Raw genomic sequence first — 23,001 nt, 5'->3', positions numbered from 1 at the left:
CCGTCGCGCCGGTGCTGCGGCGCGGCCGGACCGGCGCGCCGTCCCGGTACGAGACGGCGCGGCCGGTTCGGTCTCAGGTGGTGGCGATGGTGCCGTTGTGCTCGCCGACGACCAGGTGCAACCGGTCCAGCCGGGCACCGGTCGGGATGTCGTACGCGAGCTGGAAGCTGGCCTTCTGCCCGGTCTCGACGATCTCGTTGCGGAACGCGAGCCACTCGGTGACCGGCTCGACGTGGTCCAGCCCGACGTCCAGGTCGGCGGTCCAGGTGCGCAGGTTGATCACCGCGGTCTGCTTGCCGACGTTGTGCGCCGAGACGACGATCGCGCAGTACGCGCCGTGCGGCGTGCCGCGCTCGCCGAACGGCGGCGTGGACAGCCCGCACTTGACCTGGGTCGTGGTCAGCTTCACCCCCTCGACGGTGGTGGAGCGCCCGCTGACGTAGCCGAGCCCGTAGTAGGGCGCGACCGCTCGGTAGCCGAAGTAGCCGCCGACGACCAGCACCAGCACCACCGCGCCGGCGATGCTGCCGAGGATGGTCCACCGGCGCCCGGTCCACTTCCGCTTCGGCTGTTCGGTGGTCGTGGTGAGGTTCTGCAGCGCGTCCGGCACGGCGGTCTGCCGCGGCGCGGCCCGTTGCGGCGGGGCGGCCGGCGGCTGCTGGGCCGACATGTCCTTCAGCGACCGGTAGCGGCCGGCGGCCGAGTCCTGCGGCTGCACGGGCTCGTTGCGCGGGCCGGAGCGCGCGGACGGCACGTACGGCCCGGCCCCGTTCGGTGACGGGAAGCCGCCACCGGGCGGTCCGTACGGGCCGGGCGACCCGTAGGGCCCCGGCGAGCTGGGCGGTGCGGCGAACCCGCGCGCCGGCGGGCCGGCCGCGGTCGGTGCGTTCGGCGCCTGCATGGGCAGGTCCGAACGGTGCCGACCGCTGCCCGGCGGCGCCGCGGTGCGACGGTCGTCGGGCGGGCCGCTCTGTGGAGTCGTCAACGCTGAATCCTCCCCGTACGCCGAGACTGCGGTCCTCATGACCGCTGCTGCTCCGCCCCGGCCGCTGCGCGGCCGGCATGCCGGGATCGCAGGTCACGAAATCCCAGCGAGGCACATTAAGGCAAGACTGGGCCGCACACACTCGGCCGTTCGTTCGGTTGTGAGAATGGCGTCATGGCTATGAATCCGGGTGCGGTCGGCGTCACCGTCGCGACGACGTCTTCGGGCGCTTCGCCCGGGTCGGCGAGCGGAGGCGCCCTCGCTGCGTCACCGGACGGAGCACTCAGCGTGGCATCGAGCGAGCGTTCCGTCGCGCTTCCGGAGCGGAGCCTAGCCGCCGACGCCGTCGATCTGAGTCACCATGGCGACACCGAACTGGCGCCCGGCCTCGTGGATCTTGCCGTCAACGTCCGGCACGAACCGGCGCCGGGCTGGCTCGCCGACGCGGTCCGGGCCGCGCTCGACGACCTCGCGCGCTACCCCGATCCGGGTCCGGCCCGCGCCGCGGTGGCCGCCCGGCACCGCCGGCCGGAGTCCGAGGTACTGCTCACCGCCGGCGCGGCGGAGGCGTTCGTACTGCTGGCGCGGGCGCTGCCGGTGCGCCGCGCGGTGCTGGTGCATCCGCAGTTCACCGAGCCGGAGGCGGCGCTGCGGGCGGCCGGGCACCGGGTCGACCGGGTGCTGCTGGAGCCGCCGTTCGAGCTGGCACCCGAGCTGGTGCCGGACGACGCCGACCTGGTCATGATCGGCAACCCGACGAACCCGACATCGGTGCTGCATCCGGCGGAGACGATCGCCGGGCTGTGCCGGCCCGGTCGGGTCGTGGTGGTCGACGAGGCGTTCGCCGACACGGTGCCGGGCGAGCCGGAGTCGCTCGCGGGCCGCCGTGACCTGCCCGGCCTGGTGGTGATCCGTAGCTTCACCAAGACCTGGGGGCTCGCCGGCCTGCGCGTCGGGTACCTGCTCGGCCCGGCCGGCGTGGTCGGCCGCTGCGCCGCGGCCCAGCCGCTGTGGCCGGTCTCGTCGCCGGCCCTGGCGGCCGCCCGGGTACTCGCCGAGCCGCGCGCGGTGGCCGCGGAGCGGCGCATCGCCGAGCGGCTCGACACCGACCGGCGGTACCTGGTGGCCCGGCTGGCCGCCGCCGGGCTGCCCGTGGTGGGCGAGCCGAGATCACGCTTCGTGTTGGTCCATCGGCCCGGTGCGCACCGGTTGCGGGACGAGCTGCGCGCCGCCGGGTACGCCGTGCGCCGCGGCGACACCTTCCCGGGTCTCGGCCCGGACTGGCTGCGCATCACCGTCCGGGACGCCGGTACCACCGACCGGTTCGTCGCGGCGCTGACGGCGTGCGGCGGTGCCCGGTGAGCGAGCTGTACCCGCTGGGGCTGCGGCTTGCCGGCCGCCCGGTGCTGGTGGTGGGCGGCGGCGCGGTCGCGCAGCGCCGGATTCCGGCCCTGCTCGCCGCGGGGGCGGTCGTCACGCTGGTCGCGCCGGCGGCGACACCGGCCCTGGACGAGCGCGCCTCACTCGGCGAGATCGCTTGGCGGCAAAGGCAGTTCGTACCATCCGATGTGGACGGTCAGTGGCTGGTACTGGCGGCCACCGACGACCCGGCCGCGAACGCCGCGGTGTCGGCGGAGGCCGAGCGGCGCCGGGTGTTCTGCGTCCGGGCCGACGACGCCGCGGTGGCGACCGCCTGGACGCCGACCGTCACCGGCGCCGACGAGCTGACCGTCGCGGTGTGGGGCGGCGGCGACCCGCGACGGTCGGTCCGGCTGCGCGAGGCGATCGCCGCCGGCCTGGCCGACGGCAGCCTCGACGCGCCCCGCTTCCGGCATCCCGAGCCGCCGCCCGCGGGCCGGCTGGTACCGGCGGCGCCGCGTCCGGTGCCCGGGGTGGCGCTGGTCGGTGCCGGGCCCGGCGACCCCGAACTGATCACGGTGCGTGGTCGGCGGCTGCTGTCCCGGGCGGACGTGGTGGTGGTCGACCGGCTGGCACCGCAGCTGCTGCTGGACGGGCTGCGCGGTGACGTCGAGGTGATCGACGCGGCGAAGATCCCGCGTGGGCGTCAGCTCGCCCAGGAGTCGATCAACGCGGTCCTGGTGGAGCGCGCGCTGGCCGGCCGGTTCGTGGTCCGGCTCAAGGGCGGCGACCCGTTCGTGTTCGGCCGCGGCGGCGAGGAGGCGGCGGCCTGCCTGGCCGCCGGCGTGCCGGTGACCGTGGTTCCCGGGGTGTCCAGCGCGATCGCGGTACCGGGGTTGGCGGGCATCCCGGTCACCCATCGCGGCGTCACGCACGAGCTGGTGGTGTGCTCCGGCCACGTCCCGCCGGGCCATCCGGACTCGCTGGTGGACTGGGCGGCGTTGGCCCGGCTGCGCGGCACCGTGGTGCTGTTGATGGCGGTGGCGAACCTGGCCGCGATCGCGGGCCGGCTGATCGAGCTCGGACGGGCCGCCGACACGCCGGCGGCGGTGGTGGAACGCGGCGGTACGCCGGAGCAGCGGACGGTGCGGGCGACGCTGGCGACGGTCGCGGCGGCGGCGGACCGGCAGCGGATCGGTGCGCCGGCGGTGGTGGTGATCGGTCCGGTGGTCGACGCCATCGGAACGGACTGATTCGCGCGCTCGGCCGCGATGCCGAACCGTTGCGGGTTGCGCGCTTTCGGCCGGGGAGTCGGGGGCGCCCGACGCCGGCGCCGAACGAGCGCAGCGTCGATCAGGGGATCCGACTGACGTTACCGGTCGGGCGGGTCGCCTGGCCAGAGTTTCTCCCGAACTATTTTCTGTTAATTATGCCACAGTTTCTCGGGATCTGTTGTGGCTATTGGGAATCCGGGCCTGCTGTGGCCCGTTCCGGTTGAGCGGTCAGTGCCCCCCGACTATCGTCGGCAGCCATGACCGGGCAACCGCAGGATTCGCCAAGCGCGACCGTCGAGTCGATGACCGACGATCGTGGTGGCTCGGTCGTCTATCGGGCTCCGACGGTTGCCGACGGGTCCCGACTGTGGCGGCTGGCGGCCGATTCCGGCACGCTCGACGTCAACTCCGAATACAGCTATCTGCTGTGGTGCCGTGATTTCGCGGCCACCTCGGTGGTGGGCTGTGACGGTGACTCGGTGGCCTCGTTCGTCACCGGGTACGTGCGCCCCGATGCGCCGGACACGCTGTTCGTCTGGCAGGTGGCGGTCGACGCCGCATACCGGCGGCGTGGATTGGCCGTACGCGCGCTGGACGCGCTGGTCGATCGGGTTGCGAGGACCCAGCCCGTGGCCTTCCTGGAGGCCACGGTGACACCAGACAACGTGCCCTCGGCGCGTCTGTTCGCGGGCTTCGCCCGCGCTCGCGGTGCCTCGCTCACCAAACAATCCCTGTTTACCGAAGAGCATTTCAGTGGTGGCCCGCACAACGAGGAGGTGTTGTTCCGAATCGGTCCGCTGCCACGCTGACCACAACCGAACAACCGACGGAGGATGATGAATCTCTTCGCCGATCTCGAATCCGAAGTCCGTAGTTACTGCCGGACCTGGCCGGTTGTTTTCGACCATGCCGTCGGTAGCCGAATGTACGACGAGAACGGTCGCTCCTACCTTGATTTCTTCGCGGGTGCGGGCGCACTGAACTATGGTCACAACCAGCCCGAGCTGAAACGCGCGCTGCTCGAATACCTCGAACGCGACGGCGTGACGCACGGGCTGGACATGCACACCACCGCCAAGCGCGAGCTGCTGGCGGCGTTGCGCGAGCACGTGTTCGCCCCGCGCGGCCTGGACTACAAGGTGCAGTTCCCCGGGCCGACCGGTACCAACGCGGTCGAGGCGGCGTTGAAGCTGGCCCGCAAGGTGACCGGGCGCGAGTCGATCATCAGCTTCACGCACGGGTTCCACGGGATGACCCTCGGCTCGCTGTCGGTCACCGGAAACGCGATGAAACGCGGCGGCGCCGGCATTCCGCTGGTGCACGCCACGCCGATGCCGTTCGACAACTATCTGGACGGCCAGGTGCCGGACTTCCTGTGGTTCGAGCGGCTGCTGGCCGATTCGGGCAGCGGCCTGAACGCGCCGGCCGCGGTGATCGTGGAGACCGTGCAGGGCGAGGGCGGTATCAACGTGGCCCGCCCGGAATGGCTGCGCGCCCTGGCCGACCTGTGCAAACGGCACGACATCCTGCTCATCGTCGACGACGTGCAGATGGGGTGCGGCCGCACCGGGCCGTTCTTCAGCTTCGAGGTGGCCGGCATCGAGCCGGACATCGTCTGCCTGTCCAAGTCGATCGGCGGCTACGGGCTGCCGCTCGCGCTGGTGCTGCTGCGGCCGGAACTGGACGTGTGGTCGCCGGGTGAGCACAACGGTACGTTCCGGGGCAACAACCCGGCGTTCGTCACCGCGACCCGGGCCCTCGAACTGTTCTGGACCGACGACCTACTGCCGGCCCAGACGGCGACGAAGGGCGAGGTGGTGGAGTCGGCGCTGACCGCGATCGCGTCGAAACACGCCGAACTCGACATCGCGGTACGCGGGCGGGGGCTCGCCTGGGGCCTCGCCTTCGCCGACGCGGACGTGGCGGCGAAGGTGGTGACCGGCGCGTTCGACCGCGGCCTGCTCATCGAGACGGCCGGTGCGGACGGCGAGGTCGCCAAGCTGATGCCCGCGCTGACGATCGGCCACGACGAACTGGGTGAGGGACTCGAGATCCTCACCGATGCGGTCGCCGACGCCGCACACTGAGCTGGAGGACCAATGATCGTTCGTTCACTTGCCGACATCACCGAGACCGACCGCGACGTCAAGGCGGCGACCTGGCGCAGCAAGCGGTTGGTACTGGCGAAGGAGAAGGTCGGCTTCTCGCTGCACGAGACGGTGATGTACGCCGGCACCGAGACGCACATGTGGTACGCGAACCACATCGAGGCGGTGCTGTGCATCGAGGGCGAGGCCGAGCTGACCAACGCCGACACCGGCGAGAAGCACCACATCGTGCCCGGCACCATGTACCTGCTCGACGGGCACGAGCACCACATCATGCGCCCCATCACCGACATCCGCACGATCTGCGTGTTCAACCCACCGGTGACCGGCCGTGAGGTGCACGACGACAACGGTGTCTACCCGCTGATCGTCGAAGAAGAGACCACCCAGGAGGTGTCCGCATGACCACGACCGTGACCCTGCCGACGACCGTGCCCGACGAGTACCCGACGCGCAAGCGTCCGACGCCGAGCCTGATCTTCCGCCGCGACCCGGTGGTCTGGTCGACCGGCGCGACGGGGCCGATCGACCCGCAGACCCTGGAGGACTACGACCGGAACGGCTACCTCAGCGTCGATCAGCTGCTCACCGACGCCGAGGTGGAGGTGTACTCCGCCGAGCTGGACCGGCTCGCCACCGACCCGGCGGTACGGGCGGACGAGCGCACCGTGGTGGAGAAGTCGTCGAACGAGGTGCGCTCGATCTTCGAGGTGCACAAGATCTCCGACCTGGTCGCGAAGCTCGTCGCCGACGAGCGGGTCGTCGGTCGCGCGCGGCAGATCCTCGGCTCCGACGTGTACGTGCACCAGAGCCGGATCAACTACAAGCCCGGGTTCGGCGGCGCCGGCTTCTACTGGCACTCCGACTTCGAGACCTGGCACGCCGAGGACGGCATGCCGGCGATGCGGGCGTGCAGCATCTCCATCGCGCTGACGGAGAACTTCGCCCAGAACGGCTGCCTGATGATCATGCCGGGCTCGCACCGCACGTTCGTCTCGTGCGTCGGCGAGACGCCGGCGGAGCACTACAAGCAGTCGCTGAAGGAACAGGAGATCGGCACCCCGGACCAGGACAGCCTGAAGCTGCTCGCGAACAAGCACGGCATCGAGCAGTTCACCGGCAAGGCCGGGTCGGCCACGATCTTCGACTGCAACTGCATGCACGGCTCGAACGGCAACATCACCCCGTGGCCGCGGTCGAACATCTTCGTGGTGTTCAACAGCGTCGAGAACGCCACGGTGCAGCCGTTCGCGGCCCCGTCGCCGCGCCCGCCGTTCATCGCCAGCCGGGACTTCACCCCGGTCGGCTGAGCAGCGCAACACCTCGGGCCGCCGCGACACCCGCCCCGCGGCGGCCCGTGCGTGTCCACAGTGGACCGAGTTTGCCCCGCTTCCGGACCGTCCACTGTGGACGAGTCAGCGCCGGGAGTCCAGCAGCAGCGCGCAGCGGATGAGCCCCAGATGGCTGTACGCCTGCGGATGGTTGCCGAGGCCCCGCTCGGCCAGCGGGTCGTACTGCTCGGGCAGCAGCCCGGTCGGCCCGCAGCACGCCACGAACTGCCCGTACAGCTCCTCCGCGTCGGCCCGGCGCCCGGTGCGCAGGTACGACTCGATCAGCCAGGCGGTGCACACGTGGAAACCGCCCTCGGTGCCGGGCATCCCGTCGTCCGAGCGGTACCGGTAGACCACCGGGCCGCTGCGCAGCTCCGCCTCGATCGCGAGCACCGTGGCCAGGAACCGCGGGTCGTCGTCGGCGAGCAGCCCGGACAGCCCCACCCACAGCGAGGCCGCGTCCAGGTCGGTCCCGTCGTACGCGGTGGTGTAGGCGCCGACCTGCTCGTTCCACCCGTACTCCAGCACGTTCTCGGCGATCGCCGCGCGCAACTCCACCCAGTCCGGCCGCTCCGGCAGGCCGTGTCGGGCCACCACGTTCAGCGCCCGGTCGACCGTCTGCCAGCACATCACCTTCGAGTACACGTGGTGCCGGGGCGGCTGGCGCTGCTCCCAGATGCCGTGGTCCGGCTCGAACCAGCGGCGGGCGACCGCGTCCACCATCGCGTCGAGTACCTCGCGGTCGAAGTCGCTGACCGCGCCGCGGCGCTGCGCGACCGCGTCGACCAGATCGGCGATCGGCCCGAACACGTCGAGCTGCAGCTGCTTGTTCGCCGCGTTGCCGACCCGCACCGGCCGCGACCCGGCGTACCCGGGCAGCGTGTCGATGACCGCCTCCGGCCCCAGCGTCTGCCCCTCCACCGTGTACAGCGGGTGCAGTCGCTCCGGATGCCCGCCGGTGCGCTCGATCACCCCGGCCGTCCAGGCGAGCAGCCCCTCCGCCTCGTCGACCGAACCCAGGTCGACCAGCGCCCGGGCCGCCAGCGCCGCGTCGCGCAGCCAGCAGTACCGGTAGTCCCAGTTGCGCACCCCGCCGAGGTCCTCCGGCAGGCTGCAGGTACCGGCGGCGAGGATCGCCCCGGTCGGCCGGTAGGTCAGCGCCCGCAGCGTCAACGCGCTGCGCGCCACCAGCTCGGTGCTCACCCCGGGCAGCCGCAACCCGTCCAGCCAGCCGCGCCACTGCGTCGCCGCCTCGTCGGCCCGCTGCTCGACCGGCCGCGGCGCCGGATCGAGGTTGTCGGTACCGCAGCGCAGCTCCAGCACCGCGCTGCCGCCCGCGGCCCGCAGGTCGATCAGCGCGTGCGCGGTGTCGTGCTCGCCCTCCTGGACGATGTCCCAGTCGACGCCGGGGGAGTAGAGCACCGCCGGCTCGTTGGACCCGAGCATCACCAGCCCGTCGCCCAGCGGCTGCAGCCGCACCGCCACCTGACCGAACTCCGGCCGCGGCGCGAACTGCACCCGGACCGTGACCGTGCCGGTCAGCTGCCGGACCAGGGTGGTGCGGTTCGCCGGCCCGGTCGGATCGAGCCAGTCGGTCACGGTCAGCCCGGACCAGCGCGTCTGCACCGTCATCGAGCCACCCAGGTACTTCTGGCCCAGCGGCAGGCCGCCGCGCTGCGGCGCGACCCCGAAGTACCCGGCCGGGCTGCCGCCGAGCAGGTCGGCGAAGATCGCCGCCGAGTCCGGCCGCGGATGGCACAGCCAGGTGATCCGGGCGTCCGGAGTGACCAGCGCCAGGTTGTCGCCGCCGGCGAGCATCGAGTGCCGCTCGATCGGCACCGCCCGCTCCCCGTACAGCCAGCGGCGGCGGATGTCGAGCACCAGCGCGAGCAGCTTCGCCACCTCGACCGGGTCGGCCACCCGGTGGGTCGCCCGGGTGTCGCCGAAACCGACCTTCACCCCGACGTCCGGGCCGCGCAGCCGGGCGAACCCGTTCTCGTCGGTGACGTCGTCGCCGACGAACAGCACCGCCGAGGCGCCCAGCCGGCTGCGCAGCGTGTCCAGCGCGGTGCCCTTGTCGGTGTGCACCACCGACAGCTCGATCACCTTCTTGCCCTCGGTCACGTGCACCCCGGGCAGCATCGCCGGACCGGACCGTACCGCTGCGTTCACGCCCGCCGCGACCTCGTCGCCCGCGGTCCGGGTGTGCACCGCGACGCTCGCCGGCTTCGCCTCCAGCCGTACCCCCGGCTGCCCGGCGGCGATCCGCTCCACCTGCTGCTGCAGCGTGGTGCGCAGCTGCCTCGCCTCCGCGGACAGCTGCTGCACGAACCCGACGTCGAACTCCGAACCGTGGCTGCCGACCAGGTGGATCTCGCTGGGCAGCCGGGACAGCGCGGCGAGGTCGCGCAGCGACCGGCCGGACACCACCGCGACCTTCGTCTGCGGCAGCTCGGCCAGCGCGCGCAGCGCCGTCACCGCCTCCGGGAGCGGCCGGGCCGCCGCCGGGTCGTCCACGATCGGCGCCAGCGTGCCGTCGTAGTCCACCGCCACCAGCAGCTGCGGTACCCGGGCCAGCCGGCCCAGCGTCGCCCGCAACGCCGCGTCCAACGGCTCGGTCGGCGCCACCGTACTCATGCCGCCTCCGCTGCGGTGATCGCGTCGTCGGTGCTCATGCCGCCTCCGCTGCGGTGATCGCGTCGTCGGTGCTCATGCTGCCTCCGCTGCGGTGATCGCGTCGTCGGTGCTCATGCCGCCTCCGCTGCGGTGATCGCGTCGTCGGTGCTCATGCTGCCTCCGCGGGTCGGTGCTCGGCTGCCTTCGGGGACGCACGTCAGCGGGTGGAGCCGTCGATGCGCCGGCCGGGCCGGCGGGTACGACCGGGTGGCGACGCCGGCGTCACCACCGAGGCGAGGGCGTCGGTGGCCTCCGGTACGCCGAGGGCGGTCAGGAACGAGCGGGCCCAGTGGTCGACGTCGTGCCCGCGCAGGAACCGCCGCATCGCCCGCATCCGGCGCGCCGACTCGGTCGGGTCGACCCGGACGGCGCGCACCAGCCCGTCCTTGAGCGCGTCGGTGTCGTGCGGGTTCACCAGGTACGCCTGGCGCAGGTCGGAGGCGGCGCCGGCGAACTCGGACAACACCAGCGAGCCACCGAGGTCCACCCGGGCCGCCACGTACTCCTTGGCGACCAGGTTCATGCCGTCCCGCAGCGGCGTCACCATCATCACGTCGGCCGCGCAGTACAGCGCGGTCAGCTCCGCCCGGTCGACCGACTGGTGCAGGTAGTGCACCGCCGCCACGCCGACCTTGCCGTAGTCGCCGTTGATCCGCCCGACCTGCAGCTCCACCGCGTCGCGCAGGGTCTGGTAGTGCGCCACCCGCTCCCGGCTGGGCGTCGCCACCTGGACCATCACCACGTCCGGTACCGCGAGGGTGCCCTCCTGCAGCAGTTCCCGGAACGCCTTGAGCCGCCGGTCGATGCCCTTGGTGTAGTCGAGCCGGTCGACGCCCAGGATGATGTGCTTCGGGTTGCCCAGCTCCGCCCGGATCTCAGCAGCGCGGGCCCGGACCGACTCGCTCGCGGCGAGCCGCTCGATCTCGCCCACGTCGATGGAGATCGGAAACGCCGCCACCCGCACGGTGCGGTCGTCGACCCGCACCTCCGGGCCCTTCGGGTGCAGCCCGAGCAGGTGGCGGGTCAGCCGCAGGAAGTTCTGTGCGGCGAGCGGGCGCTGGAAGCCGACCAGGTCGGCGCCGAGCAGCCCCTGCATGATCTCCACCCGCCGCGGCATCTGCATGAACAGCTCCACCGGCGGGAACGGGATGTGCAGGAAGAAGCCGATCCGCAGGTCGGGCCGCAGCTCCCGGAGCATCGCCGGCACCAGCTGCAGCTGGTAGTCCTGGATCCACACCACCGCACCCTCGGCGGCCACCTTCGCGGTCTCCGCGGCGAACCGCCGATTGACCTCGCGGTAGTTGTCCCACCAGCTGCGCCGGTAGACCGGCGGCTCGACCGCGTCGTGGTACAGCGGCCACAGGGTGGCGTTGGAGAAGCCCTCGTAGTACTTCTCGAACTCCTGCGCGGACAGCGCGACCGGGTGCAGCCGCATCCCGTCGAGCTCGAACTCGTCGGCGGCCGGGCCGGTGCCGCCGGCCCAGCCCAGCCAGGTGCCGTGCTCGGCCCGCATGATCGGGTGCAGCGCGGTGACCAGCCCGCCGGGGGAGCGGCGCCACTCCCGGCTCCCGTCCGGCGTGGTCACCTCGTCGACCGGAAGTCTGTTGGCCACCACCACGAACGGGCTGGCTGTCGACACGCCGCCTCCTACCGCCGCCGAACCGGACAGACATCGAGCCTACTGAATCACCGGCGGCCGCCCGGCTCAGCCGCCGGTAGTGTGAATCTCACCCTGAGCGTTCCCCGGATGAACGGGGACAAACACGGCGGTCAGGGCAACGAAACGGCCGGGGCACCCGCACTGGGGTACCCCGGCCGCGTCGGTCCGGCTGGTGCTAGCGCACGGTCACTTCACACCGCCGGAGGTCAGCCCCTCGACGATGCGGCGCTGGAAGAACAGCACCAGGATCACCAGCGGGATGGTCACCACCACGCCGGCCGCCATCTGGGTACCGAACGGCTGGTCGTAGCCGTACTGGCCGGTGAACAGCGACGTGATCACCGGTGCGGTGCGCATGTCCTGCTTGTTGGTCACCGACAGCGCGATGATGAACTCGTTCCAGGCCGCGATGAACGTCAGGATCGCGGTGGTGAACACGCCGGGCGCGGCGAGCGGCAGGATCACCTTGCGGAAGGCCTGCATCGGCGACGCCCCGTCGATCTGTGCCGCCTCTTCCAGCGCGAACGGCATCTGCTTGAAGAACGCGGTCAGGTTGAACACCGCCAGTGGCAGCGCGAAGCTCATGCTCGGCAGGATCATCGCCTGGAACGTGTTGATCCAGTGGATCGACACGAACAGCTTCAGCAGCGGGACCAGCAGCGAGATGCCGGGGAACATCGAGGTGGCGATGATCGCCGCCAGGATCACGTTCTTGAACCGGAACTCCAGCCGGGCCAGCACGTACGCCGCGGTGATCCCGATGACCAGCGTCAGGATCGTGGTCAGCCCGGCCACCACCAGCGAGTTGAGCAGCGCCCGGCCGAACCCGTTGCTCGGCTTGAACGCGGACTCGAAGTTCGCCAGCGAGATCGGCCACGGGAAGGCCTGGTTGGAGAACTGGTCGTCCGGCCGGCGCAGCGCGGAGACGACCATCCAGTAGAACGGCGCCAGGCAGTAGATCACGATGACCGTGATCCCGGCGTACGCCCACGGGCTGGCACCGGCCCGCCGGGTCCGCTTGACGGGCAGCCCGGTGGCGGCCCGGGTGGCGTCGGCCGCGAGCGCCCCGGCGAGCGGGGTGGAGGCTCCGGCCGGAGGCAGTGACGTCATTTCTTCTTCCCTTCCACGCCACGGCCGATCAGGTCGGCGCCGAGCACCTTGACGAACACGAACGCGACCACCGCGATGTAGAGGAACAGCACCGTCGAGTAGGCCGCGGCGGTGCCGTAGCGCAGGTTGGACGCCTCGTACCAGGCGAACGTGGACAGCGTCTCCACCGAGTGTTTGTGCGCCCCGATCAGCACGAACGGCAGGTCGAACATGCGCAGCGCGTCCAGCATCCGGAACAGTACGGCCACCACCAGCGCCGGCCGCGCCAGCGGCAGCGTGATCCGGAAGAAGGTGCGCCACGGGCCGGAGCCGTCCACCTTCGCCGCCTCGTACACCTCGCCCGGAATGACCTGCAGGCCGGCGAGCGCGAGCAGGCCGATGAACGGTGCGGTCTTCCACACGTCCGCGATCAGCACCGCGCCCCAGGCGTGGAAGCCCTCGGTCGTCCAGAGCACGTGGGTGTGCAGCACCGTGTTCGCGATGCCGTCGGACTGGAAGATCCACTTCCACAGCAGGCCGGAGATCGCGGTCGGGATCGCCCACGGTACGAGCACGCTGGCCCGGACGATGCCGCGACCACGGAACGCCTTGTGCATGATCAGCGCCATCGCGACGCCGATCACCGTCTCGATCGCGACACCGGCGACGGTGAACGTGGTGGTGTTCCAGAACGCGTTCCAGAACTGGCTGGCCGAGTCGCCGCTGAAGATCCCGGCGTAGTTGGCGAGGCCGACGTGGCTGGTGTTCTCCACCATCCCGGTGGTCGGGTTGATGCCCTGGTGGGTGACCTGGAACGACAGCCGCAACGCCGACACGATCGGGTACCCGATCACGAGCGCGAGCACCAGCACCGTCGGCGACAGCAGCAGGGCGGCGAACCGGCCGACACCGCGCCGCCGGTCCTGCCGCATCGGGCCTACCGCCTTGGCCGGCGGGGTGGGCGCCTGGACCGCGGTGGTCATGACACCACCCCCGGTACGGGGCGGGTACGGCCGGCGCCGCCGGGCGGCAGCGGGCAGCCTGCGGGCACAGAACTCATCGATCAGCCTTTCCAGGGCACACGGGGGAGAACGGCCGGTCCGGCACGCGCGGCGTCCGGCCGGGAGAAGCCCGACGGCCGAGCCCGGAAACCGGACCCGGCCGTCGGTGGGGGGTTACTTGTCCTTGCTGGTGATCTTCGTGAGGTTGGTCTGCAGGTCCTTCAGCGCCTGGGCGGAGGACTTGCTCCCGGAGATCGCCGCGTACGCCTGTTCCTCGATCGCGGCGGTCGCGTCGCCGTAGTTGACGATCGCGGGGCGCGGCTCGGCCTTCTCGATCGACTGCTTCAGCGTCGACAGGTACGGGAACTGCTTCTGCAGCGCCGGGTCGTCGTAGAGCGAGCCGTAGACCGGGGCCTGCGAGTTCTTCGTCAGCCAGGTCTTCTCGTTCTTCTCGCTGGTGAACCACTTGATGAAGTCCAGCGCGGTCTTCTTGTTCTTGGCGAACTTGCTGATCGCGAGGTTGTGCCCGCCCAGCGTGCCCTTGCCCGGCCCGGACAGGCCCGGGATCGGCGCCACGTTGTACTTGCCGGCGACCTTGTTGCCCGCGTCCTTCTTGTTCGCCATCAGCGCGTAGATGTACGGCCAGTTGCGGGCGAAGACGACCTTGCCGCTCTCGAAGCCGCGGCGGGTCTCCTCTTCCTTCCAGGTCAGCGCGTCCTTGGGGATCGTCTTGTCCTTGACGCCGTCGACCAGGAAGTCCAGGCCCTTCTTCGCTTCCGGGGTGTTCACGTTCGGCTTGCCGTCGGAACCGACGACCTCACCGCCGGCCGAGTCGACCGCCTCGGAGAAGTTCACCGTCAGGCCCTCGTACTTGTCCAGCTGGCCGCCGTAGCAGGACATGCCCTTGCCGGCCGGCAGCTTGAGCACCTTGGCGCAGTCCGCCTTCATCTCGTCCCAGGTGGTCGGCGGCTTCGCGACGCCGGCCTGCTTGAGCAGGTCGGTGCGGTAGTAGAGCAGCGCGCCGTCGGACGCGTACGGCGCCGCGTACAGCTTGTTGAAGTACTTGGCGGTCTTGACCACCGGCGCCAGGTACTTGTCCATCGCGAACTCGTTCTCGGGCAGCTGCTCGACCCACCCGTTCGCGGCGAACTCGGAGGTCCACACCACGTCGAGGTTGAGGATCGTGTACGCGTCGGACTTGGTCTGCGCGTTCTGCACCATCTGCTGCCGCTGCTGGTCGGCGTCCTCGGGCAGCTCGGTGAGCGTGACCTTCTGGTCCGGGTGCGCCTTGTTCCACTCGGCGAGGATCTCGTTCAGGGTGCCGGTGGTGTCCTTGCCGGTGGCGAGCGTGATGGGGCCGACCCCGGTCAACTTGTCCGGTTTGGCGCCCGACGCCGAGTCGTCACCCGAGTCACCGCAGGCGGCGAGGCTGCCGGCCAGCGCGAGAACCCCGAGCGCGGCCACCGCGCGTCGTGCCATCGAACGCTTGATCCGCATTCCTGGCTGCTCCTTCGACGTGAAGAACGTGGGGTACGCCGGACATGTCAACCACCGGCGCCCCACATTCGTGGTGACACACATCCCATCCGAGCCTTTACCTGCTGGCAACCGTCGTTACCTTGCCGACACTTTCACCGCGCCCGCCCGCCGGTACCGGCTGGTCGGGCCTGCCGCCTGCCCCGGTGCCAGGAATACCGGCCGGCCTGAGACGATTGACGCCAAGAGTGGGCTGTGCCCTGCCCGCGTACCGGAAGTCGATCGTCAGCGGAGGTTGTGGCCACCGTGGCCCAGTACATCTACGTCCTGCGTAAGGCGCGAAAGGCGCACGGTGACAAGGTCATCCTCGATGACGTCACGCTCAGCTTCGTGCCCGGCGCCAAGATCGGTGTGGTCGGCCCGAACGGGGCCGGCAAGTCGACCCTGCTGAAGATCATGGCCGGGCTCGAACCGCTGTCCAACGGCGACGCCGAGCTCGCCCCCGGCGCCACCGTCGGCATCCTGATGCAGGAGCCGCCGCTGAACGAGTCGAAGTCCGTCCTCGGCAACATCGAGGAGGCGGTCGCGGACACCAAGGCGAAGCTCGCCCGGTTCAACGCCATCGCCGAGGAGATGGCGACCAACTACACCGACGAGCTGATGGCCGAGATGGGCCAGCTGCAGGAGGAGCTCGACCACGCCGACGCCTGGGAGCTGGACTCCCGGCTGGAGCAGGCGATGGACGCGCTGCGCTGCCCGCCGCCGGAGGCGCCGGTCACCGACCTGTCCGGTGGTGAGCGCCGCCGGGTCGCGCTGTGCAAGCTGCTGCTGGAGCAGCCCGACCTGCTGCTGCTCGACGAGCCGACCAACCACCTGGACGCGGAGAGCGTGCAGTGGCTGGAGCAGCACCTGGAGAAGTACCCCGGCTGCGTCATCGCCGTCACGCACGACCGGTACTTCCTCGACCACGTGGCGCAGTGGATCGCCGAGGTCGACCGGGGCCGGGTGCACGGCTACGAGGGCAACTACTCCACCTACCTGGAGAAGAAGGCGGCCCGGCTGTCGGTCGAGGGCCGCAAGGACGCCAAGCTGCGCAAGCGGCTGTCCGACGAGCTGGAGTGGGTGCGCTCCAACGCGAAGGCCCGGCAGACCAAGAGCCGGGCCCGGCTCGGCCGGTACGAGGAGATGGCGGCCGAGGCGGAGAAGACCCGCAAGCTGGACTTCGAGGAGATCCAGATCCCGCCGGGACCGCGGCTGGGCAACGTCGTGGTCGAGGTCGAGGGCCTGCACAAGGGGTTCAAGGTGCCGGGCGACGGCGAGCACACGCTGTTCGACGGGCTGTCGTTCACGCTGCCGCAGAACGGCCTGGTCGGCGTCATCGGCCCGAACGGCGTCGGCAAGACCACGCTGTTCAAGATGCTGGTCGGCGACGAGAAGCCGGACGGCGGCACGATCCGGATCGGCGAGACGGTCCAGGTGTCCTATGTGGACCAGAACCGCGCCGGGATCGACCCGAAGAAGCCGTTGTGGGAGGTCGTCTCCGACGGGCTGGACCACCTGATGGTGGGCAAGGTCGAGATGCCGTCCCGGGCGTACATCGCGGCGTTCGGGTTCAAGGGGCCGGACCAGCAGAAGCCGGCCGGGGTGCTGTCCGGCGGCGAGCGCAACCGGCTCAACCTGGCGCTGACCCTCAAGCAGGGCGGCAACCTGCTGCTGCTCGACGAGCCCACCAACGACCTGGACGTGGAGACGCTCGGTTCGCTGGAGAACGCGTTGCTGGACTTCCCCGGCTGCGCCGTGATCACCAGCCACGACCGGATGTTCCTGGACCGCATCGCCACCCACATCCTGGCCTGGGAAGGGCTGAACGACGACGGCAGCCCGCGCTGGTTCTGGTTCGAGGGCAACTACGAGTCGTACGAGAAGAACAAGATCGAGCGGCTCGGCCCGGAGGCGGCCCGCCCGCACCGGGTCACCTACCGCAAGCTCACCCGGGACTGAGCGGGTGCGCGCACGTCACCAGGCGCAGGTGCACTGGTCGGACCCGGACATGCTGGGTCACCTCAACCACGCCCGCTACCTGACCATGTTCGAGGACGCCAGGATGGCGATGCTGGCGTCCTCGCCGGCCGGGTACGCGGGTGCGCCCGGTGGCCGTGGCTTCATCGCGGCGCGGGTGGCGGTCGACTACCTGTCCGCGGTCACCTACCGGCCGGGGCTGCTGCTCGACATCGACACCTGGGTCGGCAAGATCGGTACCAGCTCCTGGACGCTGTTCGCCGAGATGCGCGACGGCCGCACCCCGATGGCGCGATGCGAGTGCGTGCTCGTCGGCTACGACTACGACACGGCGCGGTCCCGGCCGCTGGAGCCGGACGAGCGCGACTTCCTCGGCCGCTACCTGGAGCCCTGAGCGGCGCACCGGGTTCGGCGAGCCGCGAGTTCGACGGGAGGTCCGAGTTCCGGATGGCTCGGTACAGCTACGACTGCCCGGTCCGCTGGTCGGACCTGGACGCCTTCGGGCACGTCAACAACGCCCGGTTCCTCACCCTGTACGAGGAGGCCCGCGCGGCGCTGATGTTCCTCGCCGCCCGCGCCGAGGGCCTCACCACGCTGGAGGCCGGTACGGTCATCGCCCGGCACGAGGTCGACTACCTGCGGCCGGTCGACTTCGGCGAGCCGGTGCGGATCGAGCTGTGGCTCGCCGAGATCCGCAACGCCTCGTTCCGCGTCTCGTACGAGCTGTTCGACGCGGGCCGGCTCGCGTCCCGGGCGACCTCGGTGCTCGTGCCGTACGACCTGGCGGCGGGGCGGCCGCGCCGGCTGTCCACCGCCGAACGGGAGTTCCTCTCCCGCTGGACGGAGGCCTGAGAGTGGCGGGGGCCTGAGCGGGGCGGGGCGTGAGCGGGGCGGGGCCTGAGCGGCCCGGTCAGCCGCGCCACACCAGCGCGTAGGCGGCGGTGACGAGCAGCCCGAATACCAGACCGGTGGCGGCGAGGGCGCGGGCCCAGACGGACACCTCGCGACCGCGTGGCCGGCGCCGCAGGCTCAGTACGCTCAGCACCACGCCGACGAGCCCGACCACCACGCCGACCAGGCCGACCGGCGGTGGCGCCTGAACGGCCTGGCCGTCGGCACCCGGTCCGCCCTGCATGGTGATCGCGACGAACGCGACGGAGTTCATGGCGAACACGCCGACGGCGGCGAGCACCAGGCTGATCAGGGCGAGCGCCTCCGGCCCGACCAGCGGCGCCAACCAGTGCTCGCGCGGCGTGGCCGCGGCACCCGGAGCAGGCGGGAGGTCGTCCTGGGCGGCGGAACGGTCCGCGTCCACGCGGTCCAGGTCGATGTCGACCGGCTCGTGCGGCGGGTACGGGGATTCGGACACGGCCCGATCCTAGGGAGTGTCCCGTTCGGCGGCCACCCGCCGTACCGGCCCCGTCGTCGGCCGCGCGGGCCGATCGCCGGCCACCGGGGAAAGGGCACGTCGACCGCCGGCCATCGGGCCGGGCCAGGCCGGTCTGCGGCCACCGGGGCCAGGGCGTGCCGGCGGCTCGGGACGGACGGTCAGCCGGTGCGGATCGCGTACTCGGCGAGCGACGGGGCGAGCGCGTCGAACGCGGCCTCGGTGAGCCGGGTCATTGCGGCGGCGATCCGGTCGTCGTCCTGGCCGTCCAGGGTGCGGCGCACCGTCTCGGTGAACAGCACCCGGAGCACGCCGGTCAGCTGGGCGGCGGCGACCCGCGGCGCGATGTCGTCCGGCGCGGCGCCGGTCTCGGCGGCGAGCGTGTCGGCGAGCGCGGTCTCCCGGTCCTCGTGGAACTCGCGCAGCCGGGCGACCAGCGCCGGGCTGCCGGTGACCAGCCGGGCGAACTCGGGGCCGGAGAAGCCGATCAGCGGGTTGCGCGCGGCGACCCCGGCGAGCTGCCCGCGGCGCAGCGCGGCCAGCGCGGACTCGCCGACCTGCCGGTCGCGTACCGTGGTGGCGGGCAGCAGGACGAACTGGTCGTGCGTGTCGAGCGCGAGGTCCTCCTTGCGCGGGAAGTAGTTCGTCACCGTCATCTTGGCGACCTGGGCCGCCTCGGCGATCTCCGCGATCGTCACCTGGTCGAACCCGCGGGCGAGAAACAACCGGGTGGCCTGGTCGGAGATGGCGGCCCTGGTCTGCTGCTTCTTGCGGGCGCGCAGGCCCGTCGGTTCGGTGGTCATGCCGGGCACCATACCTGGGTCGATCCGAAAAATGTACTTGACCAATCGGTGCGGCGACCGCATGCTCGTGGTCCACCACCGCACCAGACAGGAGCACGGATGACCCGCGTCTCGATCCAGGAGCACCCCGTCCCCGGCGCCGGGCCGTACGCGCTGACCACCGGCCCGGACGGTGCGCTGTGGTTCACGCTCGTGCACAGCGGCGGGATCGGCCGGCTGGTGCCCGGCGAGGAGCCGACGGTGCGTCAGCTCGATCCGGGCTGCGGCCCGACGATCGTGACCGTCGGGCCGGACGGCGCGCTCTGGTTCACCGAGTACCAGGCGCACCGGATCGGCCGGCTGACCCTCGGTGGCGAGCTCGACGAGTTCGAGCTGCCGACGCCGGAGTGCGGCCCGTTCGGTCTCGCCGCCGGCCCGGACGGTGCGCTGTGGTGCACCGAGACCGCCGCCGGCCGGATCGCCCGGATCGACACCGACGGTCGGGCCACCGAGTTCGCGCTGCCGGTCGAGGGCGCGTTCCCGGCGGCGCTGACCGCCGGCCCGGACGGCGGACTGTGGTTCACCCTCAACCAGCGCAACGCGATCGGCCGGATCGATCCCGACGGTGACGTACGGCTGCACCCGCTGCCCACCGAGGCCGCGGCGCCGGTCGGGATCACCGCCGGCCCGGACGGCGCGGTGTGGTTCGTCGAGATCGGCGCCGGCCAGCTCGGCCGGATCACCCCGGCCGGCGAGATCACCGAGTACCCGCTGCCGGACCGTGCGGCGCGACCGCACGCCATCACCGACGGCGGTGACGGCAGGCTCTGGTTCACCGAGTGGGGCGCCAACCGGGTCGGGTCGATCGACGCGACGGGCGCCGTCGAGGTACACGACCTGCCCACCCCCGGCTCCGAACCGCACGGCATCGCACTCGGCCCGGACGGGGCGCTGTGGACCGCGCTGGAGTCCGGCGCGCTCGCCCGCATCGCCCGCACCGACGGCTGACGCCGCTGCGGTTCGGCGGCCGGATAGGGTCCAGCCAGGCGCGAGCGGGTGACCGGCCTCGCGCGGTCGGCGAGCGGAACGGGGTGGCACGGTGCGGGTGATCGCGGCGGAGTCGGTGCCCGACGCCGGTGCGTACTGCGCCCGGCTGGTGCGGTTGGACCCGGCCGCGCTGGTCCGGCTGCGGCCGGCCGCCGGCGGGCTGCTCGCGCTGTGGTCCCGGCTGCCGTTCGGCGTGCTGGTCGCCCGGACCGTGGCCGGCGAGCTGGCCGACGACGCCACGGTACGGGCCGGTGACCTGCTCGCCGCGCTGCCCGACGGCGCGCTCCCCACCCGGTACGACGCGCAGTGGCGCGGCGCGCTGCCGCCGGCGGCGGGCGAACCGGTGGAGCAGGTACCGGCGGGCGACCTGCGCCGGATCGCCGAGCTCGCGGCGACGACGCTGCGCGACTCGACCGGCCGCGGGGTCGGCGAGCGCCGGATCCGGGACGCGCTGCTCGACCATCCCGGCATCACCCTGGCCACCGGTGACACCGAGGTCGAGGTACCGATGCGGGTGGTGCTGGCGCTGGTCCGGATGGGGTTCCTCGCCGACGAACCGGTACGTTTCGGCACCGCGGGCCGGTGGCTGTCGGCACAGGCCCGAAACGGTACGGCCTGGTACCAACGCCCCGGTGGGCTGACGCTCGATCCGGTGAACCCCGCCGAGATCACACGCAGTGACGGGTGATCTGTCCAACAGCGACCGCGACGTGCGTGCCCATCGCCGGTAACGTCGGCCGCGGAGCCCCCCAAACCGGCGTCCCACCGGTCGGCTCACCGACAACCAGATCCGATCGTGCCGGCGCCGAGAGATCGTGCGTGCGTACCTGCCGGCGGTCGGACACCTCCCGATAAGCGAGCAGGGGACGACGCGATGCCATGGTGGCGTAAGAGCCAGCGCGACGGTGTTTCTCGGAGCGACAGCGTTTCTCGACCCGACGGAGCTTCCCGCAACGGCGGCGCCGAGCAGACCGCCGACGACGGGCCGTTCGGCCCGGAGGCGTTCGGGCCGATCGACGCGGTGACGGTGCGCCGCCGGGTGCCGGCCGAGCGCACCGGCGTGCACGACCTGATGCCGCTGCTCAAGGCGGCGAGCAGCGGGCCGAGCCCGGTGACCACGGACCGGCTGTCGGCCGCGCTGCGCCGGCTCGACGTGTACTTCCTGACCGACCCGGGCACCGGCAACCTGGTCGCCATGTGGGAGCGGCACGCGGTGATGTTCGCCCTGGAGGGGCCGGACCGCGACATCCTGATGGTGCGCGCCCGGGCGCACGGCACGGTGGCGCCGGAGTGGGCGCCGCAGGCCTTCCCGGCGGTCAACTCGTGGAACCACGACCGGCGCTTCCTCAAGGCGTACCTGGGCGAGCCGGGCGAGTCGGGCCGGCTCCCGCTGTACGCGGAGATGCAGGTGCCGCTGGTCCCGGGTGCGCACGATCAACTGCTCGACGAGCTGCTCGGCTGCGCGGTCGACGTGGCCGAGGCGTGGGCCGACTGGCTGCACGGCGACGGCGCCGTCCTCTGACCGATCGCCGGCCCGGCCAGGGCCGGCCCTCTCCCGCCGGCGATCGCCGCGTCGTCGGCGGGCCGGCTGGCGCGGCGGTGCGCCCGCCAGATCAGGCCGGCGGCACCGGCGACGATCTGCGCGACGCCGGTGACCAGCAGGGTGCCGGTGGTACCGGCGAGCCCGATCACCGTGCCGCCGACGACCAGGCCGACCGACACCGAGCCGTCGTGCACGAAGCCCGCCGCGGCGAACGCGGTACGGCGTTCCGCACCGGTCGTGCGGGTCCCGATCAAGGCGTCCAGCGAGCCGTTGCCGAGCGGTGCGAGCAGCCCGCCGACGGCGGCGATCGCGGCGATCAGCGGCACCGACGCGCCGGCGCCGGCCTCGCCGACGAACATCAGCCCGAGCCCGACCCAGGCCGCCGCCGCGGTCGCGAGCCAGGGCAGCCGCGGCAGCAGTCGCGGGCTGGCCAGGGCGGACAGCACCGAGCTGAACCCGTACCCGGTCATCGCGGCGGCGATCAGCGCGCCGGGTCGAGCCACCTCGGCGCCGCGCACGGCGAGGCCCAGCGTGAACGCGAACCAGGCCAGCCCGCCGACTCCGGACATCGCCACTCCGACCGCGATCGACGGGTGCGCCCGCAGCGCCGCCCGCATCGTCAGCCGCGCCACCGGCTCCCGGGCCGTACCGCCGGCACCGCAGGAGCGCGCCCGTACCGTGGTGAGCAGGAGGGCGCCGGCCGCGACGCCGGCGGCCTCGCACCACAGCAGCGGTACGGGACCCCAGGCGCCGACCGCGAGCGCGCCCAGCGCCGGCGCCACCACCATCGAGCTGCGGTGCGCGAAGTCCTGCCAGGCCAACGCCTTCGCCGCGGCGTAGCCGCCGAGCGGTTCGGCGATCTCGGCCAGCAGGCTGCGTTGCGCCGGCCCGGCGAGCGCGGTGCAGCAGCCGGAGACCAGGCCGGTCGCGGCGAGCGCGTACCAGCTGACATGGTCGCCGATCGCGGCGACCGGCACGATCAGCAGCCCGGCGACCTGGCCGGCCAGGACCAGGCCGATGGCCCGGCCGCTGGTGAGCCGCTGCCAGCCGCGCCGGGCCCACCAGGGCGCGGTGACGAGCGGCAGCCCCGCCATCCCACCGACCAGCCCGGTGGACCAGGCGGAGTGGCTGGCCGCGAGCGCCACCAGCGGCATCGCCACCGCGGTGATGCGCTGGCCCAGCCAGACGACGAACGTGGTGCCCAACATGATCGTGACATCGCGCCTCGGTACGGACATGAGCCCATCGTCGGGGCGCGTCGGGG

21 protein-coding genes are annotated in these 23,001 nt (G+C 72.0%); 12 read left to right on the top strand and 9 right to left on the bottom strand.

Going from position 1 to position 23,001, the window contains the following annotated elements; all coding sequences use genetic code 11:
* Positions 1–73 precede the first annotated feature (73 nt).
* On the bottom strand, positions 74–985 hold the full coding sequence (locus NUM_RS14660) for a hypothetical protein (protein ID WP_207125393.1): 912 nt from the start codon (positions 983–985) through the stop codon (positions 74–76).
* A 288-nt stretch (positions 986–1,273) separates the two neighbouring features.
* On the opposite strand from NUM_RS14660, the gene cobC reads away from it, so the two are divergent.
* From cobC to thpD, 6 genes are all read left to right on the top strand, one after another.
* Entirely contained in the window at positions 1,274–2,347 is a 1,074-nt protein-coding gene (cobC, locus tag NUM_RS14655) for an Rv2231c family pyridoxal phosphate-dependent protein CobC (RefSeq protein ID WP_225918580.1), read from the top strand.
* Entirely contained in the window at positions 2,344–3,597 is a 1,254-nt protein-coding gene (gene cobA / locus NUM_RS14650; RefSeq protein WP_207125392.1) for a uroporphyrinogen-III C-methyltransferase, read from the top strand. Before cobC ends, cobA begins: the two co-directional genes overlap by 4 nt.
* 278 nt (positions 3,598–3,875) lie before the next feature.
* Positions 3,876–4,427, top strand: a complete 552-nt coding sequence (ectA, locus tag NUM_RS14645; RefSeq protein WP_207125391.1) for a diaminobutyrate acetyltransferase — start codon at positions 3,876–3,878, stop codon at positions 4,425–4,427.
* A gap of 24 nt (positions 4,428–4,451) precedes the next feature.
* Positions 4,452–5,705, top strand: coding sequence for a diaminobutyrate--2-oxoglutarate transaminase (ectB, locus tag NUM_RS14640; RefSeq protein WP_225918579.1), 1,254 nt, complete (start codon positions 4,452–4,454; stop codon positions 5,703–5,705).
* 12 nt (positions 5,706–5,717) lie between these two features.
* The gene (locus tag NUM_RS14635) at positions 5,718–6,131 is read left to right on the top strand and encodes an ectoine synthase (RefSeq protein WP_207125390.1); all 414 of its coding nucleotides are present in this window, start codon (positions 5,718–5,720) and stop codon (positions 6,129–6,131) included.
* The gene (gene thpD, locus NUM_RS14630) at positions 6,128–7,036 is read left to right on the top strand and encodes an ectoine hydroxylase (protein ID WP_207125389.1); all 909 of its coding nucleotides are present in this window, start codon (positions 6,128–6,130) and stop codon (positions 7,034–7,036) included. Before NUM_RS14635 ends, thpD begins: the two co-directional genes overlap by 4 nt.
* Before the next feature lie 105 nt (positions 7,037–7,141).
* Here thpD and otsB read toward each other — a convergent pair whose 3' ends face one another.
* From otsB to NUM_RS14605, 5 genes are all read right to left on the bottom strand, one after another.
* Entirely contained in the window at positions 7,142–9,694 is a 2,553-nt protein-coding gene (otsB, locus tag NUM_RS14625) for a trehalose-phosphatase (protein ID WP_207125388.1), read from the bottom strand.
* 196 nt (positions 9,695–9,890) lie between these two features.
* On the bottom strand, positions 9,891–11,372 hold the full coding sequence (locus NUM_RS14620) for an alpha,alpha-trehalose-phosphate synthase (UDP-forming) (protein ID WP_207125387.1): 1,482 nt from the start codon (positions 11,370–11,372) through the stop codon (positions 9,891–9,893).
* Between the two features lie 207 nt (positions 11,373–11,579).
* Positions 11,580–12,503, bottom strand: coding sequence for a carbohydrate ABC transporter permease (locus NUM_RS14615; protein WP_207125386.1), 924 nt, complete (start codon positions 12,501–12,503; stop codon positions 11,580–11,582).
* Entirely contained in the window at positions 12,500–13,465 is a 966-nt protein-coding gene (locus NUM_RS14610; RefSeq protein ID WP_207125385.1) for a carbohydrate ABC transporter permease, read from the bottom strand. The genes NUM_RS14615 and NUM_RS14610 overlap by 4 nt, the downstream gene beginning before the upstream one ends.
* 192 nt (positions 13,466–13,657) lie before the next feature.
* Complete coding sequence (locus NUM_RS14605; protein ID WP_207125384.1) at positions 13,658–14,980, bottom strand: ABC transporter substrate-binding protein; 1,323 nt, start codon at positions 14,978–14,980, stop codon at positions 13,658–13,660.
* Positions 14,981–15,265: 285 nt separating this feature from the next.
* On the opposite strand from NUM_RS14605, the gene ettA reads away from it, so the two are divergent.
* The 3 genes from ettA to NUM_RS14590 are packed head-to-tail and all read left to right on the top strand — an operon-like array spanning position 15,266 to position 17,830.
* Positions 15,266–16,960 (top strand): energy-dependent translational throttle protein EttA, encoded by a 1,695-nt coding sequence (gene ettA / locus NUM_RS14600; RefSeq protein ID WP_207125383.1) that lies wholly within the window; start codon positions 15,266–15,268, stop codon positions 16,958–16,960.
* Positions 16,961–16,964: 4 nt separating this feature from the next.
* The gene (locus NUM_RS14595) at positions 16,965–17,372 is read left to right on the top strand and encodes an acyl-CoA thioesterase (protein WP_207125382.1); all 408 of its coding nucleotides are present in this window, start codon (positions 16,965–16,967) and stop codon (positions 17,370–17,372) included.
* Between the two features lie 53 nt (positions 17,373–17,425).
* Entirely contained in the window at positions 17,426–17,830 is a 405-nt protein-coding gene (locus NUM_RS14590; protein ID WP_207125381.1) for an acyl-CoA thioesterase, read from the top strand.
* Positions 17,831–17,888: 58 nt separating this feature from the next.
* Here NUM_RS14590 and NUM_RS14585 read toward each other — a convergent pair whose 3' ends face one another.
* Positions 17,889–18,347, bottom strand: a complete 459-nt coding sequence (locus NUM_RS14585) for a hypothetical protein (protein ID WP_207125380.1) — start codon at positions 18,345–18,347, stop codon at positions 17,889–17,891.
* A 179-nt stretch (positions 18,348–18,526) separates the two neighbouring features.
* Entirely contained in the window at positions 18,527–19,168 is a 642-nt protein-coding gene (locus tag NUM_RS14580) for a TetR/AcrR family transcriptional regulator (protein ID WP_225918578.1), read from the bottom strand.
* A gap of 99 nt (positions 19,169–19,267) precedes the next feature.
* On the opposite strand from NUM_RS14580, the gene NUM_RS14575 reads away from it, so the two are divergent.
* From NUM_RS14575 to NUM_RS14565, 3 genes are all read left to right on the top strand, one after another.
* The gene (locus NUM_RS14575) at positions 19,268–20,155 is read left to right on the top strand and encodes a Vgb family protein (RefSeq protein ID WP_207125378.1); all 888 of its coding nucleotides are present in this window, start codon (positions 19,268–19,270) and stop codon (positions 20,153–20,155) included.
* Positions 20,156–20,246: 91 nt separating this feature from the next.
* Positions 20,247–20,882 carry a hypothetical protein gene (locus NUM_RS14570; protein WP_207125377.1) on the top strand — a complete coding sequence of 212 codons (636 nt, stop codon included), beginning with the start codon at positions 20,247–20,249 and terminating at the stop codon, positions 20,880–20,882.
* A gap of 186 nt (positions 20,883–21,068) precedes the next feature.
* Positions 21,069–21,716, top strand: coding sequence for a type III secretion system chaperone family protein (locus NUM_RS14565; RefSeq protein WP_225918577.1), 648 nt, complete (start codon positions 21,069–21,071; stop codon positions 21,714–21,716).
* On the opposite strand, the gene NUM_RS14560 is transcribed toward NUM_RS14565, so the two are convergent.
* The gene (locus NUM_RS14560) at positions 21,629–22,975 is read right to left on the bottom strand and encodes an MFS transporter (protein ID WP_207125376.1); all 1,347 of its coding nucleotides are present in this window, start codon (positions 22,973–22,975) and stop codon (positions 21,629–21,631) included. The genes NUM_RS14565 and NUM_RS14560 overlap by 88 nt on opposite strands.
* Positions 22,976–23,001 lie beyond the last annotated feature (26 nt).

This window comes from Actinocatenispora comari (genome assembly GCF_017312725.1).
In the GTDB taxonomy this organism is placed as follows: Bacteria; Actinomycetota; Actinomycetes; order Mycobacteriales; family Micromonosporaceae; genus Actinocatenispora; species Actinocatenispora comari.
Note: the sequence above shows the minus strand (reverse complement) of the source record. Positions and strands in the feature narration are given on the sequence as shown.

Excerpts from the sequence above, each read along its gene's own strand:
- NUM_RS14610 (WP_207125385.1), bottom strand. The coding sequence starts at position 13,465 with ATGACCACCGCGGTCCAGGCGCCCACCCCGCCGGCCAAGGCGGTAGGC.
- NUM_RS14565 (WP_225918577.1), top strand. The coding sequence starts at position 21,069 with ATGCCATGGTGGCGTAAGAGCCAGCGCGACGGTGTTTCTCGGAGCGAC.
- ectB (WP_225918579.1), top strand. The coding sequence starts at position 4,452 with ATGATGAATCTCTTCGCCGATCTCGAATCCGAAGTCCGTAGTTACTGC.
- NUM_RS14615 (WP_207125386.1), bottom strand. The coding sequence starts at position 12,503 with ATGACGTCACTGCCTCCGGCCGGAGCCTCCACCCCGCTCGCCGGGGCG.
- NUM_RS14580 (WP_225918578.1), bottom strand. The coding sequence starts at position 19,168 with ATGACCACCGAACCGACGGGCCTGCGCGCCCGCAAGAAGCAGCAGACC.
- NUM_RS14575 (WP_207125378.1), top strand. The coding sequence starts at position 19,268 with ATGACCCGCGTCTCGATCCAGGAGCACCCCGTCCCCGGCGCCGGGCCG.
- NUM_RS14590 (WP_207125381.1), top strand. The coding sequence starts at position 17,426 with ATGGCTCGGTACAGCTACGACTGCCCGGTCCGCTGGTCGGACCTGGAC.
- NUM_RS14560 (WP_207125376.1), bottom strand. The coding sequence starts at position 22,975 with ATGTCCGTACCGAGGCGCGATGTCACGATCATGTTGGGCACCACGTTC.
- NUM_RS14635 (WP_207125390.1), top strand. The coding sequence starts at position 5,718 with ATGATCGTTCGTTCACTTGCCGACATCACCGAGACCGACCGCGACGTC.
- NUM_RS14605 (WP_207125384.1), bottom strand. The coding sequence starts at position 14,980 with ATGCGGATCAAGCGTTCGATGGCACGACGCGCGGTGGCCGCGCTCGGG.
- otsB (WP_207125388.1), bottom strand. The coding sequence starts at position 9,694 with ATGAGTACGGTGGCGCCGACCGAGCCGTTGGACGCGGCGTTGCGGGCG.
- ectA (WP_207125391.1), top strand. The coding sequence starts at position 3,876 with ATGACCGGGCAACCGCAGGATTCGCCAAGCGCGACCGTCGAGTCGATG.
- thpD (WP_207125389.1), top strand. The coding sequence starts at position 6,128 with ATGACCACGACCGTGACCCTGCCGACGACCGTGCCCGACGAGTACCCG.